Here is a 16,929-nt window from a genome sequence, read left to right as displayed (position 1 = left end):
TAAGTTATTTAGATTAAGTTACTATGTAGCTTAATCATGTTTATACCTGTTATCTTTCAAGTTGCCTCTTTGTTGGCTGCACTCACTCACCCCAGTCACATAGTTATCTATGCTCCTGGGGATTCGCTCCCTTGCCGTCGCGATGCATCTTGAAATCTATTGGGTATATATTTCTCATTTGATCTTTCTGTTTATTTTTCACCATACAAATAGCTCTTTGCTAATATAATCTTTGAATTGCAATATATTTCGAATGTATTCTGTTCAATAAGAGGGATTTTCAGCATTGTCTTTCCAGTCGTATGTGTAATATAGGAACCCTATTATAAATTTATTGATTTTGTACGGATCTTGGTGCGAGTCTGGATAATCTTCAACGTAATAGGTAATTAACGCAGTAAGGGAGGAAAAATGAGACAGTTCGTCTTTGCATTGGGTTTATTGGTTATTGTGTTCGCCGTCGCGCAGCCCGTTTCGGCCACGGAAACAGAGCAGAAAACTGTCACTAATGGCGCGACATCAATTGAATATTCGGTGCGCGGGGAGGGACCTCTGATTATGATAATCGCTTCAACAGGGCGGGGAACGGCAGAATTCGCGCCGCTTGCAGATCGACTGGTGGCGCGAGGTTATCGCGTGGCTCTGCCTGAACCACGCGGAATCGCAGGATCGACCGGTTCGATGAAGAATGTGACTTTCCACGACTTTGCCGGCGATTTTGCGGCGGTGGTCGCTGCGGAAGGTGGCGAGGCAATCGTGGCTGGTCATGCTTATGGTCACTGGATCGCCAAGACGATTGCTTCGGATTATCCCGAAATGACGCGCGGCATAGTGCTTCTGGCAGGGGCTGCGAAATCTTGGCCTTCTGAACTCTCGGATGCAATTACTGTGATTAGTGATCCAAAATCTACTCGTGAGGAGAGACTGGCAGGACTTCGGCTTGCCTTCTTCGCGGAAGGTAATGATCCAACACCTTGGCTTGAGGGCTGGCATTCCGATGTCATAAAAAGCCAGTCTGCGGCGCACAAGCTGACCCCTCGTGGGGATTGGTGGGCTGGTGGGACGGTGCCGATCCTCGATCTACAGGCGGGGTCTGACCCGTTTCGACCTAAAGAGTCTCGAATGGAGGCAAAGGACGAGTTCGGTAACCGTGTTACTGTCGCAGTGATCGAAGGGGCCAGCCATGCGCTGCCCGCTGAGAAGCCAATCGAAACGGCAGATGTGATTGCGGATTGGGCCGACAAACTGAATAACTAAGAGCAATATCCGGTTTCTGTCAGGGTATCCAAACTGCGTCTGTTTCGGCGCGAATGTCCCTGGCAGAGGCGATTCTGATAGGACAAAATAGGTATCCTAAAGCCAGATATCATTATGCGCCTTTTACACGGCTTCGCTATGTTTGCGACGGTTATTCTTACTGATGGCAAGATCGTATTCGAACCACACGGTGGGCAATTTTCGAACTCGACAAGAATTAACCAAAGAACCATACCAATCAGGTATAGATTATATTAACGTAATTAGTTACAACATACATTTAAAAACAAACACTAAAGAAATAGTGCTATATGGAAACACGATAAGCTACTACCATCAAAAGATGATAATAGCTTAAAATAGATAAAGTTATTTAATTAATAACCAAGTTGCAGGGATCGTGCTTATCAACAATACGGCGATAGCTAATTTTTCAGTCAAAGAAAGACTATCTTTCTGTGGATTTTGACTACGTGCATACAGGAAAACAATAACTCCCGGGGCATAGAGAACAACAGACAATAGTAAATTCATCAGACCAGATGCATAGAGCAGCCATATGCCATAAATACAAGCACCACTGGCAATCAGTAATAACCCTTTACTACTGCGATTAAAAGCGACCTTTAATAAAAATGCACCAACTAGGAAATAGGGTACTAAAATCATCTCTGATGCAATTGCCAGTAATGAATTATAATTGCTTCCACTTAACCAGATAAAAACGAGAGAGAGTTGTACGGCACCATTCGTCAACCATAATGAAGATGATGGCGCATTATTGCTGTTTTGCAAGCCAAAAACTTTTGGAAAAGAACCATGTTGGGACGCGATAAATGGCACTTCAGCCGCCATGATTGTCCAGCTCAGATAAGCGCCGCAAACGGAAATAATCAATCCTGTAGCAATAATGATTTCACCGGTGGAACCAACAAGTCCTACCATCAGATTTGCCATTGATGGATTGCGCATTTCTGCTAACTCAGGCCGAGGTACTAATCCAAGGGAGAGTAGGGTGACTAATATATAGATTCCTAATGCTGCAACAACAGCCAGCATAGTCGCAATACCAACATCTGTCCGCTTTTTCGCCCTGGCTGAGACCACAACAGCACCTTCGATACCAATAAAAACCCAAAGGGTAATTAACATGGTATCTTTTATTTGTTGCCAGACAGGAACACCCAAGCCAATACCTTTAAAGTCAAGACTAAAAACGTCCATCTTAAATGCTATCGCAGCAAGAATGATGAAAGCACCTAAAGGTAATAATTTTGCCATTGTTGCCAGTTTATTGATTCCGGCTGCGGTTTGAACGCCGCGAAGTACCAGCCAGTGTACTAACCAAAGTAAAATAGATTCTCCTAATAAAGATTGCCAAGTATTACCGTCACCTAAAATGACTACATTCTCTTTATCAGTAAAAAAGCTCAGTGCGGCGAAAACGATAACCAGATAGGAAACATTGGCAACTACTGCACATAACCAATATCCCCAGGCAGAACAGAAGCCGATTAATTCCCCGAAGCCTTCTTTGGCATAAGTGAAAATTCCTCCATCAAGATCTGGGCGAATACGGGAGAGAAGTAACAGTGTAGTAGCCAGAAACAGGATACCGACACCTGTTATTACCCAACCGATCATTAACGCGGCTGGACTGGCGACCTCAGCCATATTCTGCGGTAAGCTGAAAACACCAGCACCGACCATAGAGCTGAGTACCAGAGCAGTAAGAGCTGTAAGACCTAGTTTTTTTTCCAAAGATATGTTCCTAAAATCACTAAACTGCATTGTTATCCAGTTCGTTACCCTGATCATAACAGATGAATTAAGTATTGGGTTTTCAGCGCGTCCAAGCTGTACAGAACGGAAAACAGACTGGTTAAACCTAGAAATAGAGGGCGATTCTACGGAGGGTATGTGGCGGATGCAATGGTTTTCTATGCAAATAACTACAAAATTTATGCACTGATTGGCGATGGTAAAGTGTAATGCTATACAATTTATTCTTATAAACTTATGTCAGTAATTTTTATAATTCTGCTTATTGTACTAAGGGAAATAAATGACAAGTGTAAAGTATAGTGATGCTATTACTAATTAAGTAATTTTTATTTTAATTTTTTTAATCAATATCAAAATTTAACAAAAATCATTACGTCAAATAAGTTCTTTTGCTTTAACTTTTATTTTGCTATGCGATGTTATTGTCTGGTAATAATAACTCTTAGTTTATATATCAAATCGTTCAGTTAATCCATTAAACATTGCCAATTAATAAAATTATTATTTCCATTAAATTTAAAGTTATTGATTTATCTGTTGTTTTATCTTTTGCTTTAATTGACTTTGTTAATTTTGGGTTGGGGTTAATATATTTTTCGTTAACTATTCTTAGTGGTGACAAATTAATGTTCGCCAATGTGACATAATACTATTATTATATAAAAATTAGAAAATCATGTTGACAACGACTACTTTGATTTATATTGTTTGTGAAAATATTAACCTATCATTTATTAGCTCATTTTTTTTGGCTGTATTTTCAATTTTCAGGAATGATCATATGCACATATGTAAAAAAAAATTTCCAGATGGTTAGGGGTTATTGTTATTCAAATTATTATCTTTTAAGCGCCGATGAATGGCTTAGTATTAAATATTCATAAGGTTAGAACATATGAAACGTGTTCTGGTGGTGTCGTATTCTCAAAGTGGTCAATTGATCGAGGTGGTGAAGAGCTTAATCGCACCTCTGCATGAATCTGATGAGATATACATTCGTGAAGTCGTTCTGAAACCGATTCCAGAATATGAATTTCCCTGGTCGTTTTCTAAATTTATTAATGCTTTTCCTGAAACAGTGCAGTTACATCCACCCGAAATAGCACCTTTACATTTGGAAGATGAAGAACCTTTTGATTTGGTGATATTGGGCTACCAAGTTTGGTATTTGTCACCATCTCTTCCAATAACAGCATTTCTTAAGAGCGAAGAAGGAAAACGGTTACTTAACGGTAAGCCGGTAGTGACGGTTATAGCTTGTCGAAACATGTGGTTGATAGCCCAGGAAACGGTCAAAAAATTTTTACACGAAAGTGGAGCGTATTTACGCGACAACGTGGTTTTTGTTGATAAAACGAACTTTTTTATAACATTGTTCACAACCCCGTTATGGCTAATGACAGGAAAAAAACAACCTTTTTCTAGTGTACCGCCGGCTGGGGTATCAAAGGAAGATGTTCAAGGAGCTAAACGTTTTGGACATGCGTTGGTAGCAGCTCTTAAAGCGGATAAAGAGAAAGATGATGCCCCAATGTTGAAAGGTTTAGGGGCGGTATTTGTAGATAAATCTTTTATTTTCGGTGAGCGTTCTATACATCGAGGATTTAGATTTTGGTCCGGGTTTATTCATCGTGTAGGTAAACGAGGAAAGTGGGTAAGGCGTTCTCTATTGACTCTGTTTGTGATCTATTTGGTATTGATGGTGTTAGTGGTTTTGCCCATTTCAATCGTTGTTCGCCGTTTACTTACAATATTACTTAAAAAACGTCTTAATGAATTACAAAAATACTATGAACAACCATCCGGTTCTGCCCGCTATGATAATAAAGGAGATAGATAAGTAAATGAGTAATAACGTTTATATCACTAAAGTTTCCGCCTTTATGCCGGGAAATCCAATCGATAATGACACAATGGAATCTGTCCTTGGTTTTGTTGGTAATAAACCATCAAGATCTCGCCATATAGTACTGCGTAATAATGGTATCAAGTACCGCCATTATGCATTGGACCCGGAAACTGGTGAGGCAACCTATTCAAGTGCTCAACTGGCGGCTGAAGCAATAAAAGGTTTGGTCGATGAACATTTTTCTTTAGATGATATGCAAAGTCTGGCAGCAGGTGCAGCTATCCCAGATCAGATTATACCTGGTCATGCTGTTATGGTTCATGGTGAACTCAAAAATGAACCCTGCGAAATTGTTTCAACTTCAGGCTCTTGCATGGTTGGCATGACAGCAATGAAATATGCTTATTTGTCTATTCTCTCGGGAACGACAAATAATGCGGTTGCAGCAGCATCGGAAACCGTTTCATCTGTACTACATGCGCGTAATTTTCAGAATGAAAGTGACGCTCGGGTTGCAGAGTTGGAACTGCGTCCTGAAATTGCTTTTGAGAAAGATTTTCTGCGCTGGATGCTTTCAGATGGTGCTGGTGCTGTTTTGCTCGAAAATAAACCGCGGGCTGATGGTATTTCGTTACGAATTGATTGGATAGACATGTACTCTTTTGCTAATGAGCTAGATACATGTATGTATTCTGGTGCAGAAAAGTTAACAGATGGCAGTTTAAAAGGTTGGTCGCAAATGAATCCGGCTGATTGGCTTGCTTATTCTGTTTTCTGTATCAAACAAGATGTTAGACACTTAAATGAGCGAGTCGTTAAATATACGCTTAGTGAACCTCTGAGAAGAACGGTAGAAAAGCGTAATTTATCAGCAGACTCCATTGATTGGTTCTTACCTCATATATCATCTGAATATTTCCGTATGAAAATGTCAGCAGGTCTTGATGATATTAATTTTAGTATTGATCAAGGTCGTTGGTTTACTAACTTAACTACTAAAGGGAATACTGGGGCGGTTTCTATTTATGTCATGCTGGAAGAGCTGGTTAATTCGGGTAAACTGAAAAAAGATCAAAGTCTTTTATGTTATATCCCGGAAAGTGCTCGATTCTCCGGGGCATTCATGCACCTAACTGTTGTGTAAATATCTAATCTTATCAATAATATACCCTATGGATTTCAAGGTGAATCGCGACGGCAAGGGAGCGAGTCCCCGGGAGTACAGCCAACCAAGAGGCAACTTGAAAGATAACGGGTATAAATGGGGAAACAATAAGTTTCCCCGTGTATTAGTAAATTAGGAAAATAATAGCGTGGAAAATTTAGAGAATCATGTTAAAAGTGTTGTTTCAGAACAACTTGGAATCCCCGAAGCCCAGATTCTTACCACACAGACATTTGAAGAATTGGGCGCCGATTCGTTAGACAATGTAGAGCTGATTATGGCTCTGGAAGAACATTTCGGGATAACGATTGATGATTCAGAAGCGGAAGAAATGGTAACTATACAAAACGCCATTGATTGTATTCGTCTGAAATTAGAATCTGCTAGCTAAAAATTTTGTTATCCTTCAGTAAAAAAGGCACATATGGTTATCATGTGTGCCTTTTTCTTAGGATAATCCAGCGTTATTTGAACAGATCTGCACTGATAGTAGAGGTTCCACCCGTGGATTGCCATTCACGGGTAATATGATAATACTTAGCGCCTTTAGCTGCCGCACGTTTAGCAACTTCATAGGAAACATCAGTCATGCTGTTGTAGTAACCTGAGAAGGTAATGGAGTCAAAAGGCACCATCTGAGCAGCACTAACTTTATTCAATTCTTGGATTTTTGTACCATCAGGGAGAGTGACAGTGTAACGCTCACCTCTAGAGTACTGAGTTTCAAAGAAACGACCAACAGAATTACTGGTTGACGTTGAAGAGGCTAAACCTGGAATTTCCACTTTCTTAGCCGTTTCGCCGCCAGCGGCCAGTGCAGCACGTCCTGAGTCTGAATCAGCCGGGATAACGGCTTCATTAGCTTGAATTTGGCGTTTTGGGGCATCTGCTTTGTAAACATAAGCTGTAACCGTTTGATTGCCGCCATCATTGGTTGAGAACTGACGCACAATAAAGAAAGAATCAGCATCTTTTTTCTTTGCTTCTTTCGCAATGGCTTCATTTAAATCTGGTTCACTGGCGTAAAAACCACTGATGGTTACGGTATCGAATGGCTCTAGTGTAACTGCTTCTGTTTTGGGTAATTCTTTAATACCGCGAAATATCCGATATTTAGTTGAGTTATCAGCTTTTTCTGCATCTTTGTGATACAGATCAGCTACAACGCGCAGGTTGCCGCTATTATTTAGATCGTCAAGGCTTTGGATATAGAATCCATCTGCGCCCATTTTATCTGCCCGACGGGAAACGGCATCGGCAGCTTCATAAATAGCATTAAAAGGACCTGTAACTGTAATACGTTTAAATGGTTTCAGTTCTGCTGCTTTCTCCGGGGATAATTCCTGGGCTGCCTGAGCAGTGGTAATACTAGTTAATGAGAGCACCGCAACTGCGATGATCGTTGTTTTCAGCTTCATAAAAAAATCCTTTCGCCTTGCGCATTAAATATTTATAACTTGCTGAACATCGTCGTGTATCACATAGCCCACAATTATTACATGTAATAATAGCTAATGTCCCACGAATTTATGCTATCAGTATGAATGAATACAAATTTATAGAATATGACACCATAAGTTTTCATCAACATAACGAGTGACCTGGTTAAAATTGCAATTTATTTTGGTAATACTATTTAGCTATTTTTTTTACTCAATTAGTGATGGATCACCGATAGGATTTTCCGTTGGTTATTAAAATATTCGTTGATAGATTTTGCTAATGGCAGTAATAAAGTTAATTTAGTCGATAAATTGACCTCAACAAGCAATAATCGTCATTAATCTTAAGCCTTAAGAAGGGGACATTATGCGTATTGGTGTACCGAAAGAGCGACTTACCAATGAAGCACGTGTTGCAGCTACGCCAGGGACTGTGGAGCAACTGCTGAAATTGGGATTCAATGTCGTTGTTGAGAATGGAGCAGGGTTATTGGCCAGCTTCGGAGATAGTGCTTACCAACAGGTAGGAGCTGAAGTTTCTGATCGTCATGATATTTGGTGCTCAGATATCATTTTAAAGGTCAATGCTCCTGATGATGACGAGATTGCATTAATGAAAGAAGGGAGTACGTTGGTCAGCTTTGTTTGGCCGGCACAAAACTCTGAGTTAATGCAAAAGCTGTCTGATCGCAAAGTAACGGTTCTGGCTATGGATTCAGTACCGCGTATTTCCAGAGCACAGTCACTGGATGCACTAAGTTCTATGGCGAATATTGCAGGTTACCGGGCAATAGTGGAAGCAGCTCATGAATTTGGTCGTTTCTTTACGGGTCAGATCACGGCAGCCGGAAAAGTCCCGCCAGCCAAAGTGATGATTATTGGTGCGGGTGTCGCTGGTTTGGCTGCTATTGGTGCTGCGGGTAGTCTGGGGGCTATTGTTCGTGCATTTGATACCCGTCCCGAGGTAAAAGAACAGGTTCAGAGCATGGGGGCAGAATTTCTGGAACTGGATTTTGAAGAAGAGGCTAGCAGTGGTGACGGATATGCAAAAGTCATGTCCGAAGCTTTTATCAAAGCTGAAATGTCGCTTTTTGCTGCACAGGCAAAAGAAGTTGACATTATTGTGACCACGGCTCTTATTCCTGGAAAACCGGCTCCACGTCTTATCACCAAAGAGATGGTTGAATCTATGAAGCCGGGTAGCGTGATTGTTGACCTGGCAGCTCAAACGGGTGGTAATTGTGAATTAACGCAGGCAGACAAGTTGGTTGTGACAGCCAATGGGGTGAAAATTATTGGTTACACAGATTTGCCAAGCCGTTTACCAACGCAATCCTCACAACTATACGGTACCAATCTGGTTAATTTGCTCAAGTTACTGTGTAAAGAGAAAAATGGCGAAATCAATATTGATTTTGACGATGTTGTTATTCGCGGCGTGACGGTAGTAAAAGAAGGAGAAATAACCTGGCCAGCGCCGCCCATTCAGGTTTCTGCCCAGTTGAAGGAAAAAATAGCGCCTGTCAAAGCAGAAAAGCCAAAACCTCAACCTACTTCACCTTGGTTGAAATATGGTCTGTTGGCACTGGCTATTATCCTGTTTGGTTGGTTAGCTAATGTTGCGCCAAAAGAGTTTTTGTCTCACTTTACTGTATTTGCATTGGCCTGTGTGGTGGGTTATTACGTGGTCTGGAATGTCAGCCATGCCTTGCATACACCGCTAATGTCGGTAACCAATGCGATTTCGGGGATTATTGTCGTTGGTGCGTTATTACAAATTGGTGATGGTGGATGGGTCAGTTTCTTTTCATTTATCGCTATATTAATTGCCAGCATTAATATATTCGGTGGTTTCACTGTGACTCAACGCATGCTGAAAATGTTTCGTAAGGACTAAGGGGTAATTTATGTCGAGTGGAGTAGTTACAGCGGCATATATTGTTGCCGCTATCTTATTTATTTTTAGTCTTGCAGGCTTGTCTCGTCATGAAAGCTCCAAACGTGGGAATATTTTTGGTATTACCGGGATGGCAATTGCATTGATTGCGACTATCTTTGGGCCAGATACCGGCAGTGTTGTTTGGGTTATTCTGGCTATGGTGATCGGCGCGGTTATTGGTATTCGCCTGGCAAATAAAGTTGAAATGACTGAAATGCCGGAACTGGTTGCAATCTTACACAGTTTTGTCGGCTTAGCAGCCGTATTAGTCGGTTTTAACAGCTTTATTGCTCACGATAGTTTTGCTGAACCGATAATGGAAAATATCCATCTGACAGAAGTATTCTTGGGGGTTTTCATCGGTGCAGTTACCTTCACAGGTTCTGTTGTCGCATTTGGTAAATTATGTGGAAAAATTTCTTCTAAACCGCTGATGCTACCAAATCGTCATAAATTAAATCTTGCAGCATTAGTTATCTCTTTTGTATTGCTAGTGACTTTTGTGAAAACGGAAAGTATCGGTTTACAAGTATTCACGCTGTTAATTATGACTGCAATTGCACTGGCGTTTGGTTGGCACTTGGTGGCTTCTATCGGTGGGGCAGATATGCCGGTAGTGGTTTCAATGTTGAACTCCTATTCTGGTTGGGCGGCAGCGGCAGCTGGTTTCATGCTGAGTAATGATTTACTGATTGTAACGGGTGCGTTGGTAGGTTCTTCGGGGGCGATTCTGTCTTACATCATGTGTAAGGCAATGAACCGTTCTTTTATCAGTGTAATTGCCGGAGGGTTTGGTACTGATGGTTCTTCAACTGGTGATGATCAGGAGATGGGAGAATACCGCGAAACCACGGCTGAAGAAGTTGCTGAGCTGCTGAAAAATTCAACTTCTGTCATTATCACTCCGGGATATGGTATGGCTGTTGCACAGGCACAGTACCCAGTACATGACATCACCGCCAAACTACGTGAAAAGGGGATTAAGGTTCGTTTTGGTATCCATCCAGTTGCAGGACGTTTGCCAGGACATATGAATGTGCTGTTGGCGGAAGCAAAAGTCCCTTACGACGTTGTTCTGGAAATGGATGAAATCAATGATGATTTTTCTGATACCGATACCGTACTGGTCATTGGTGCTAATGACACCGTTAACCCGGCTGCACAGGAAGATCCAAACAGCCCGATTGCTGGTATGCCTGTGCTGGAAGTCTGGAAAGCCCAGAACGTTGTTGTGTTCAAACGCTCGATGAACACAGGTTACGCTGGTGTGCAGAACCCACTATTCTTTAAAGACAATAGCCAGATGTTGTTTGGTGATGCGAAAGCAAGCGTAGAAGCAATCCTGCGTGCACTGTGATTTTTTATCGTTATAACTACAAACCCCACGTTATTTTGTGGGGTTTTAATTTAACCTGAGATTTACTTAAGAAGGGAACGCTATGCCTGAGACACGATCAACGTTTTTATTAAAGGAAACAAAATCGTGAAGCTTCTCAGGCATGTGTAATTTAGGGGAAATTAAATGAAAATAAGAAATTCCGCTAGGGCATTATTGATCAATAGTAAACAGGAAGTACTGCTTTTTAAATTTAGTTTTGAAGAAATTAAAGACAATATTAATGCGGATTTGATTGAGTTTTGGGTTACTCCTGGTGGTGGTCTAAAAGAGGGAGAGTCCTTTGAGCAAGCATTAAATAGAGAGTTAAGTGAGGAGGTTGGTCTTATCCTAAGGTTTACACCTGAATGGATTTGGACTAGAAACGTAGTTTTAGAATGGAAAGGTGAGAAATTTCTAAGTCACGAGAGATATTTTTTGGTATATGAGGACATTTGTGATAAAGAAGATAATTGTATGACCGAAAAAGAGATACGTACCCTAAAAGATATGAATTGGTGGAGTTTGCAAGCACTATTAAGTTCTAGTGAGGACTTTCGCCCACCTAATATTGCTAAAGAAATACAAAAAATTATCTATGGTTATAATCAAAATTTCCCTATTGAAGTTGACTAGATTATTTAACTAACTCTTGATATATTGATACGCTTTTTCTAGGCCAAATTCTTGATAACTGTATTCAAAAATAGCCTCTAAATCCTGTTCAGCTTTAGGCTTTAGAAAAAATGTTTTACTGGACATTGTGTGTTTTATTTTTCATACGTGTAAGGAAAGTATTGAGATCCCACTCTATAACTTCTCCACTGTTATCACCTTCATCAATTAGCTGACGAAGTGCTTCAAGTTTGGACTCAGCTTGTTTTTCCTGTAATAACCGTAATCCCTCCCGAACGACTTCACTATTAGTTTTGTAATAACCTGATTCAACTAGGCTTTCTACAAAACCACGTAATTCTTCGCCGGTATCTACCGTCATTGTACGCGATACCATAATACACCTCATTCAGATAATTAACATTCTATAGTATAAGACATATTCTTACACTCCGAAAGTATTCCATTACGTACATAGGGTGCTCTTTATTGCACACTCCAGATAGATGGTCACTTTACTCTTTCTAATGTTAGAGCTTTAAATGGTAATCTATTAAAATCAATATTTTCTAACTTATCAAAATAAATTCCTTATTAGGGGAATAAAGTCAATATTTTACTGTGATATTGATGCTGATCTAGTGGACGATGCTTAGTGTCCTCAAAAATTCGTTCGCAACCTACCTTAAGTAGAATTGTGTCGCGAGCATAACAACATTTCTGGGTGTAATACACCGCACACATGTAAAGAATTTCGTGTTTGTTACTTAATCTCCAGCGTATCGTATCCCCGCCAGCGATAATGAAACCTATTGGGTATAGATCTTGATGCAATTGCTGTCTCTTAGTTAGATTTCTCGATTAAGAGACAGCGTTAATGGATAGTTTCTAATCTTGTAAAAGGGTTAATGTTTGTAGTTGATTTCTCGCTGGTGACGGATAGCCAAAATGTAACGTGTATTACTTCCGGGGGCTTCTCTGTATAGCAATACATAGCCTGTGCCACCAAAAGAGATAATTAATTCAAAGAGTGGATAAACTTCTGTTGGCCGTCCAGCTAGAACGTTAGATTTCATTGCACGGATATGTTTGCTGATAATACTAAGTACTGATTTTGCAGCAACTGCATCGCGTTGACGTAAAAAGTCAACAAGACGATTTATATCCCTTACAGCTGCTGGAGTGATTATTACCGATGGCATTCAGGTAATTCCTTATTATCCTCGCCACGTGTGATAGCATCCAACCAGTCAGAAAGTTCATCGCCAGTCAAATGCAAGCCGGTAGCTTCATATTCTAACCAGGCGCTTTCGGCATCACGTAAAAATTGTTGTCTGGCTTCCAGTACATCAATTTCATTTTCGATTGAACGGACCATGAGCGAATGGGCAGAAATGCCTTGCGTGTCAGCTAATGCTTTAATACGTGCTTTGAGTCCTTCATCTAAGCGAAGGGTTACTGTCTGTTTCATTTGTTTATGCATAGCCTTTCTCACAACGATATCATCAGTAACACAAATGCTATCATTGGGTAGCGAGCATAACAACATTTCTGGGTGTAATACACCGCACACATGTAAAGAATTTCGTGTTTGTTACTTAATCTCCAGCGTATCGTATCCCCGCCAGCGATAATTCATCACTGATAATGTCCAGAACAAAATGAAAATTCCAACGACCCAAAAACCAACGTTACCCATATTGTCATTCAATGCTCCAATGGTGTCCCAGAAAATGCCGTGTAAATCCCACTGGTCAGCGATAAGCCCGAGCGCTTCCAGCCCACCGATGAACAACGCTACGGCGACGGAGGCAGCGGTAATAGTCATATTGTAGTAGATCTTGCGCGCTGGCTGGGAAAAAGCCCAGCCATAAGCCCCCACCATAACAAAATTATCCAGTGAGTCGATTAGCGCCATACCACTGGCAAATAGGGCAGGAAATACCATTATTGACCACAACGGAAGCCCACTAAGAGAGCCAACAGCGGATATACTTAACAGACCAACTTCGGTAGCTGTGTCGAAACCTAACCCAAATAGAAAGCCAACCAGATACATATGCCAGCTTTTGTTCACCAATCGGAAGACTGAGTGGAACAAGCGGGTCATTATTCCTCCTGGCGTTGCTTCTAGTCCGGTTAAATCACTTTTAGCCAGAATTCTTCCTCGTTTGATCTCCTGAAACTTCTGATAGACGCTTTTCAGTATCAGTAAATTAATCAGCGCTATTGCTAGCAGAAAACAGGCAGAAACTAAGGTACCAATAATGCCGCCATAATCATGGACCCAACCCATCTGATCTTTAAAAGCCATTGAGGTCAGGACAATGGCGAGGCAGGCCAGAATAACAATGGTAGAGTGTCCCAGGGAAAAGAAAGCGCCGACCGCAATGGATGATTTGCCTTGCTGCATCAGTTTACGGGTGACGTTATCAATTGCGGCGATATGATCGGCATCTACCGCATGGCGTAGACCATAACCGTAAGCCAACAGAGCTGCTCCCATCATTACCGCATGATGACGGAAAGCAATAAATGCCCAAATCCAGGCAAGTATGTTGGCAGCAACCAGAACAACAAGAAGAGAAAGTGCGCGTTTTTTATGCATAATAAGAAACCTATTGATATTAAACCCGCTTGCGGGTGATTTCTAAGAGAAAAAACAGTTAGTATCCGCTGTACGCAATAATGTACGGTCTTCTGCTAAACCATAATAATAGTCAACTTGTAATATTACCTTGGATAAACTTAAATAAGAGGTAAGAGGACTAACTTGTTTTAAGGAGAATATCTTAATTGACATAATATGATTCTTATGTCAAAACTTTTTTCTAAAGGATATATGACCCAGTATTCAGAATTATTTTGACATAAAATTGTAACTGTATGGAATAACCAATTATTAGGGGGTTTTATGCAATTAACGCCAAGAGAAATTGAGAAACTCATGGTATATACACTGGCTGATGTTGCATTAAAGCGTAAGTCTCGCGGCTTAAAGCTCAATTACCCTGAAGCTGTCGCTATTATTACCACCGCTGCCTTGGAAGGGGCTAGAGAGGGTAAAACGTTAGAAGAAGTCATGAATGATTCCAGGCACGTCCTAACTAAAGAAGATGTTATGGATGGTGTGGCTGATCTCATTCCACATGTGCAGGTTGAAGCAATATTTACTGATGGCAGTCGTTTGGTGACTGTACATGATCCTATTCAATAATTTTCAGAGTAGATTATAAATAGCAGGAAAAGTTATCCAGACAGAATATTAATTTATGGTCTTGATTCACGTCTATAACGTAGAGATTTTCTAATGAAAAATAATAATAAAGAAGATATCACTCCGTTAGGGGGATATATCCTTGCTAAAGACCCAATCTCATTTAATGAAGATTGTCCGGTTATTCAATTGAAAGTTCGTAATTCAGGTGATCGCCCTATTCAGGTGGGATCTCATTTTCATTTTTTTGAGGTGAACAACGCTCTGCAATTTGATCGCGCGTCTGCGTTCGGTAAACGACTCAATATCACTGCCACAACCGCAATCCGTTTTGAACCCGGAGATGAAATTGAAGTGTCACTGATCCCGATTGGTGGGAAACAAAATGTTTATGGATTTAATAACTTAGTTGATGGCTGGGTGGGTAAAGGCACTGTTGCTACCGGTGAGCATGTAGAAAAAATCATTGTTGTACGCCGGGCTAGCTAACGGGGTATAAAACTATCGAGTAGGGTTGACGAACATCGTAAGATCTTTCGAATAAAGGAATAAACTATGCCAACCATTTCTCGGCAGGAATATGTGGGTCTTTTTGGTCCAACTATCGGTGATAAGATTCGCTTGGGTGATACCAATCTGTTTGTTGAAATTGAAAAAGATCTGCGCGGTTATGGCGAGGAGTCGGTCTACGGCGGGGGTAAATCTCTGCGTGATGGCATGGGTGCAGATAATCGTATGACCAGCGCAAATGTCTTGGATTTGGTGATTACCAACGTCACTATTTTGGATGCACGTCAAGGGGTAGTTAAAGCTGACGTCGGTATAAAAGATGGTCGCATCGTCGGGATAGGTAAAAGTGGTAATCCCAGTATGATGAATGGAGTGACCCCCGGTATGGTGGTTGGCGTCAGTACGGATGCGATATCTGGTGAACATCTGATTCTCACGGCGGCGGGCATTGATACCCACATTCATTTTATTTCGCCCCAACAAGCTGAACATGCTTTGTCCAATGGTGTGACGACTTTCTTTGGTGGTGGTGTTGGTCCCACTGATGGTACTAACGGTACTACTGTCACCGCGGGTCCGTGGCATATTCACCGAATGTTGCGTGCTTTTGAAGGCTTACCGGTTAACGTAGGTATTTTGGGAAAAGGCCATGCTGCGGTGGCTATGCCACTGGTGGAGCAGATTAAGGCCGGAGCTGTCGGGCTGAAAGTGCATGAAGACTGGGGAGCAACCAACTCTGCATTGCGTAATGCTTTACGAGTGGCAGATGAAATGGATATTCAGGTGGCGGTACATACCGACAGTTTGAATGAAGGTGGTTATGTTGAGGATACCATTGATGCTTTTGAAGGGCGCACCATTCATACTTTTCACACGGAAGGCGCTGGTGGCGGGCATGCACCAGATATTATTAAAGTTGCCAGCCAGATGAATGTGTTACCCAGCTCCACTAATCCCACGTTGCCTTACGGTATCAATAGTCAAGCAGAACTGTTTGATATGATTATGGTTTGCCATAACCTGAATCCCAATGTGCCGGCTGATGTTGCCTTTTCTGAAAGCCGTGTGCGCTCGGAAACCATTGCCGCGGAAAATGTCTTGCATGACATGGGGGTATTGTCGATGTTTTCCAGTGACTCCCAGGCAATGGGGCGGGTGGGAGAAAATTGGTTGCGAGTGATGCAAACTGCCCATGCCATGAAAGCAGCACGCGGTAAGCTACCAGAAGATGCAGCGGATAACGATAATTTCCGGGTATTACGTTACGTCGCCAAAATTACGATTAATCCGGCGATTGCGCAAGGTATAAGCCACGTACTTGGTTCAGTCGAAGTGGGAAAAATGGCTGATCTTGTGTTATGGGAGCCGCGTTTCTTTGGCGCAAAACCTAAGTTGGTTATCAAAGGCGGCATGATTAACTGGGCGGTAATGGGTGACCCGAATGCTTCATTATCGACACCACAGCCGACATTTTATCGTCCGATGTTTGGTGCATTAGGCAAAACGCTTCAAGAAACTTGTGTAACTTTTGTATCCCAAGCGGCAATGGAACAGGGGATAAAAGAACAGCTTGATTTGGCGCGCCAGGTCATGGCGGTACGTAATTGCCGGGCTATTTCCAAGCAAGATATGGTACGTAATGCCGAAACGCCAACTATTGAAGTGGATGCTGAAACCTTTGCTGTCAAGGTGAATGGTGAATATGCCACAGTGAAACCGGTCAGGACAGTCGCACTTAATCAGCGCTATTTCTTCAGTTAATCTATTTTTTACTG

The 16,929-nt window shown here is 41.5% G+C and carries 16 protein-coding genes; 10 read left to right on the top strand and 6 right to left on the bottom strand.

What is annotated here, in order from left to right; all coding sequences use genetic code 11:
- Positions 1-411 precede the first annotated feature (411 nt).
- Complete coding sequence (locus tag AM629_RS04490; protein ID WP_054476528.1) at positions 412-1,257, top strand: alpha/beta fold hydrolase; 846 nt, start codon at positions 412-414, stop codon at positions 1,255-1,257.
- A gap of 369 nt (positions 1,258-1,626) precedes the next feature.
- On the opposite strand, the gene AM629_RS04485 is transcribed toward AM629_RS04490, so the two are convergent.
- Positions 1,627-3,018, bottom strand: a complete 1,392-nt coding sequence (locus tag AM629_RS04485; protein WP_054476640.1) for a basic amino acid/polyamine antiporter — start codon at positions 3,016-3,018, stop codon at positions 1,627-1,629.
- A 919-nt stretch (positions 3,019-3,937) separates the two neighbouring features.
- On the opposite strand from AM629_RS04485, the gene stlC reads away from it, so the two are divergent.
- The 3 genes from stlC (at position 3,938) to stlE (ending at position 6,447) form a co-directional block, all read left to right on the top strand.
- Entirely contained in the window at positions 3,938-4,882 is a 945-nt protein-coding gene (gene stlC, locus AM629_RS04480; protein ID WP_054476526.1) for a stilbene biosynthesis aromatase StlC, read from the top strand.
- A 4-nt stretch (positions 4,883-4,886) separates the two neighbouring features.
- Positions 4,887-6,035 (top strand): beta-ketosynthase StlD, encoded by a 1,149-nt coding sequence (gene stlD, locus AM629_RS04475; protein ID WP_054476522.1) that lies wholly within the window; start codon positions 4,887-4,889, stop codon positions 6,033-6,035.
- A gap of 169 nt (positions 6,036-6,204) precedes the next feature.
- The gene (gene stlE, locus AM629_RS04470) at positions 6,205-6,447 is read left to right on the top strand and encodes a stilbene biosynthesis acyl carrier protein StlE (protein WP_054476520.1); all 243 of its coding nucleotides are present in this window, start codon (positions 6,205-6,207) and stop codon (positions 6,445-6,447) included.
- A gap of 73 nt (positions 6,448-6,520) precedes the next feature.
- Here the strand turns inward: stlE and ydgH are convergent, their stop codons facing one another.
- Positions 6,521-7,474 (bottom strand): DUF1471 family protein YdgH, encoded by a 954-nt coding sequence (gene ydgH / locus AM629_RS04465; protein ID WP_054476518.1) that lies wholly within the window; start codon positions 7,472-7,474, stop codon positions 6,521-6,523.
- Between the two features lie 391 nt (positions 7,475-7,865).
- Here ydgH and pntA point away from each other — a divergent pair, with 391 nt between their 5' ends.
- The 3 genes from pntA to AM629_RS04450 all read left to right on the top strand — a co-directional run bounded on the left by pntA (position 7,866) and on the right by AM629_RS04450 (position 11,448).
- The gene (gene pntA, locus AM629_RS04460; RefSeq protein ID WP_054476516.1) at positions 7,866-9,395 is read left to right on the top strand and encodes a Re/Si-specific NAD(P)(+) transhydrogenase subunit alpha; all 1,530 of its coding nucleotides are present in this window, start codon (positions 7,866-7,868) and stop codon (positions 9,393-9,395) included.
- Positions 9,396-9,405: 10 nt separating this feature from the next.
- The gene (gene pntB / locus AM629_RS04455) at positions 9,406-10,794 is read left to right on the top strand and encodes a Re/Si-specific NAD(P)(+) transhydrogenase subunit beta (RefSeq protein WP_054476514.1); all 1,389 of its coding nucleotides are present in this window, start codon (positions 9,406-9,408) and stop codon (positions 10,792-10,794) included.
- 165 nt (positions 10,795-10,959) lie between these two features.
- Positions 10,960-11,448, top strand: coding sequence for an NUDIX hydrolase (locus tag AM629_RS04450; protein WP_054476512.1), 489 nt, complete (start codon positions 10,960-10,962; stop codon positions 11,446-11,448).
- Between the two features lie 115 nt (positions 11,449-11,563).
- On the opposite strand, the gene AM629_RS04445 is transcribed toward AM629_RS04450, so the two are convergent.
- From AM629_RS04445 to AM629_RS04430, 4 genes are all read right to left on the bottom strand, one after another.
- Positions 11,564-11,824 (bottom strand): type II toxin-antitoxin system ParD family antitoxin, encoded by a 261-nt coding sequence (locus AM629_RS04445; RefSeq protein WP_054476510.1) that lies wholly within the window; start codon positions 11,822-11,824, stop codon positions 11,564-11,566.
- 508 nt (positions 11,825-12,332) lie between these two features.
- On the bottom strand, positions 12,333-12,629 hold the full coding sequence (locus AM629_RS04440; protein WP_054476509.1) for a type II toxin-antitoxin system RelE/ParE family toxin: 297 nt from the start codon (positions 12,627-12,629) through the stop codon (positions 12,333-12,335).
- Positions 12,617-12,910, bottom strand: a complete 294-nt coding sequence (locus AM629_RS04435) for a CopG family ribbon-helix-helix protein (RefSeq protein WP_054476507.1) — start codon at positions 12,908-12,910, stop codon at positions 12,617-12,619. The genes AM629_RS04440 and AM629_RS04435 overlap by 13 nt, the downstream gene beginning before the upstream one ends.
- 111 nt (positions 12,911-13,021) lie before the next feature.
- The gene (locus AM629_RS04430; protein WP_054476506.1) at positions 13,022-14,035 is read right to left on the bottom strand and encodes a HoxN/HupN/NixA family nickel/cobalt transporter; all 1,014 of its coding nucleotides are present in this window, start codon (positions 14,033-14,035) and stop codon (positions 13,022-13,024) included.
- Positions 14,036-14,341: 306 nt separating this feature from the next.
- Here AM629_RS04430 and AM629_RS04425 point away from each other — a divergent pair, with 306 nt between their 5' ends.
- From AM629_RS04425 to AM629_RS04415, 3 genes are all read left to right on the top strand, one after another.
- Positions 14,342-14,644: an urease subunit gamma gene (locus AM629_RS04425; protein WP_054476505.1), complete on the top strand. Its 303-nt coding sequence runs from the start codon at positions 14,342-14,344 to the stop codon at positions 14,642-14,644.
- Positions 14,645-14,737: 93 nt separating this feature from the next.
- Positions 14,738-15,133, top strand: coding sequence for an urease subunit beta (locus AM629_RS04420; RefSeq protein ID WP_054476502.1), 396 nt, complete (start codon positions 14,738-14,740; stop codon positions 15,131-15,133).
- Positions 15,134-15,199: 66 nt separating this feature from the next.
- On the top strand, positions 15,200-16,915 hold the full coding sequence (locus AM629_RS04415; RefSeq protein WP_054476500.1) for an urease subunit alpha: 1,716 nt from the start codon (positions 15,200-15,202) through the stop codon (positions 16,913-16,915).
- Positions 16,916-16,929: the final 14 nt, after the last annotated feature.

Origin of the sequence: Photorhabdus heterorhabditis (assembly GCF_001280945.1) — a bacterium.
GTDB classification, from domain to species: Bacteria; Pseudomonadota; Gammaproteobacteria; order Enterobacterales; family Enterobacteriaceae; genus Photorhabdus; species Photorhabdus heterorhabditis.
This window is presented reverse-complemented; position numbering and strand designations above follow the sequence as displayed.

Coding starts and splice junctions, on each gene's coding strand:
- stlC (WP_054476526.1), top strand. CDS start 3,938: ATGAAACGTGTTCTGGTGGTGTCGTATTCTCAAAGTGGTCAATTGATC.
- AM629_RS04440 (WP_054476509.1), bottom strand. CDS start 12,629: ATGCCATCGGTAATAATCACTCCAGCAGCTGTAAGGGATATAAATCGT.
- pntB (WP_054476514.1), top strand. CDS start 9,406: ATGTCGAGTGGAGTAGTTACAGCGGCATATATTGTTGCCGCTATCTTA.
- AM629_RS04425 (WP_054476505.1), top strand. CDS start 14,342: ATGCAATTAACGCCAAGAGAAATTGAGAAACTCATGGTATATACACTG.
- AM629_RS04430 (WP_054476506.1), bottom strand. CDS start 14,035: ATGCATAAAAAACGCGCACTTTCTCTTCTTGTTGTTCTGGTTGCTGCC.
- AM629_RS04445 (WP_054476510.1), bottom strand. CDS start 11,824: ATGGTATCGCGTACAATGACGGTAGATACCGGCGAAGAATTACGTGGT.
- AM629_RS04435 (WP_054476507.1), bottom strand. CDS start 12,910: ATGCATAAACAAATGAAACAGACAGTAACCCTTCGCTTAGATGAAGGA.
- AM629_RS04490 (WP_054476528.1), top strand. CDS start 412: ATGAGACAGTTCGTCTTTGCATTGGGTTTATTGGTTATTGTGTTCGCC.
- pntA (WP_054476516.1), top strand. CDS start 7,866: ATGCGTATTGGTGTACCGAAAGAGCGACTTACCAATGAAGCACGTGTT.
- stlD (WP_054476522.1), top strand. CDS start 4,887: ATGAGTAATAACGTTTATATCACTAAAGTTTCCGCCTTTATGCCGGGA.
- ydgH (WP_054476518.1), bottom strand. CDS start 7,474: ATGAAGCTGAAAACAACGATCATCGCAGTTGCGGTGCTCTCATTAACT.
- AM629_RS04450 (WP_054476512.1), top strand. CDS start 10,960: ATGAAAATAAGAAATTCCGCTAGGGCATTATTGATCAATAGTAAACAG.
- AM629_RS04420 (WP_054476502.1), top strand. CDS start 14,738: ATGAAAAATAATAATAAAGAAGATATCACTCCGTTAGGGGGATATATC.
- AM629_RS04415 (WP_054476500.1), top strand. CDS start 15,200: ATGCCAACCATTTCTCGGCAGGAATATGTGGGTCTTTTTGGTCCAACT.